The 1231-nt window shown below is 53.5% G+C and carries 1 protein-coding gene; it reads left to right on the plus strand.

Going from position 1 to position 1231, the window contains the following annotated elements; translation table 11 throughout:
* The first annotated feature begins 62 nt into the window (after positions 1–62).
* A protein-coding gene (locus JTJ32_RS26250) for an IS3-like element ISPsy29 family transposase (protein WP_210043813.1) occupies positions 63–1213 on the plus strand; the annotation gives its coding sequence in 2 pieces (ribosomal slippage) (positions 63–297 and positions 297–1213; 1152 coding nt in all).
* Positions 1214–1231: the final 18 nt, after the last annotated feature.

A 1231-nucleotide genomic window follows, 5' to 3' on the forward strand; every position in this document is an offset into this window, starting at 1 on the left:
TGAATCGCCCCGGGTTTCGTAGACACCTCCATGCCTTAAACTGAGGCCAATCAGGAGGTGCCATGAGCAACCCACGTTATCCCGAAGAATTCAAAATCCAAGCGGTCAATCAAGTGACCGAAAAGAAGCTGCCTGTCGCTGATGTGGCGGCGCGTCTTGGCGTGTCGACGCATAGCCTCTATGCCTGGATAAAGCGCTACAGCAAACCTCAGGCAGAACGGCAGCAAGACGATGATCAGCACGCTGAACTGCGTCGTCTGCGAGCGGAACTCAAGCGGGTCACTGAAGAGCGAGACATCTTAAAAAAGGCCGCCGCGTACTTTGCCAAGGAGTGCGGCTGAAGTACGCCTTTATCAAGCAGCGCGCGGGCAACTACTCCATTCGACGGCTTTGCCTGACGCTGAAAGTCCATCCCAGTGGTTATTACGCTTGGTTGTCTGAGCCGCAATCTGCACGCGCTAAAGACGACCAGCGATTGCTGGGTTTGATCAAGCACTCGTGGCTGGAGAGCGGCGGAGTTTATGGCTATCGCAAAATCCATGGCGACCTGCGCGAGGTCGGTGAAGATTGTGGTCGGCATCGTGTGGCGAGGTTGATGCGTCTTGAAGGTCTGCGCTCTCAGACAGGGTATCGACGTCGCCCTGGAAAGTACGGCGGTAAGCCAGCGGTAGCCTCACCCAATTTACTGAAGCGCGAGTTCGATGTCGTGGAACCCAACAAGGTTTGGGTCACCGACATCACCTACATTCGTACGTATGAAGGCTGGCTGTATTTGGCGGTGGTGCTGGATCTGTTTTCTCGTCAGGTCGTTGGCTGGTCAATGAAGTCGCAGATGACCAGTGATTTGGCCATTGATGCGTTATTGATGGCGGTTTGGAGGCGAAAACCGAAACAAGAGGTGATGGTTCACTCCGACCAGGGCAGCCAGTACAGCAGCTCCGATTGGCGCAGTTTTTTGAAGGCAAACAATTTGGTTGCCAGCATGAGCCGCCGAGGCAATTGTCATGACAACGCCGTGGCTGAGAGCTTTTTCCAGCTTCTGAAACGGGAACGAATCAAGCGGAAAATCTACACCTCACGGCAAGATGCTCGTAGTGATGTGTTCGATTACATCGAGATGTTCTACAACCCAAAACGCCGCCATGGTTTCAACAATCAGCTGTCACCGGTAGAGTTTGAAAAACGTTACGCAATGAGCTTGCAAGGTGTCTAGAGAATCCGGGGCGATTCA

The sequence above is a fragment of the Pseudomonas alliivorans genome, from assembly GCF_017826695.1.
GTDB classification, from domain to species: domain Bacteria; phylum Pseudomonadota; class Gammaproteobacteria; order Pseudomonadales; family Pseudomonadaceae; genus Aquipseudomonas; species Aquipseudomonas alliivorans.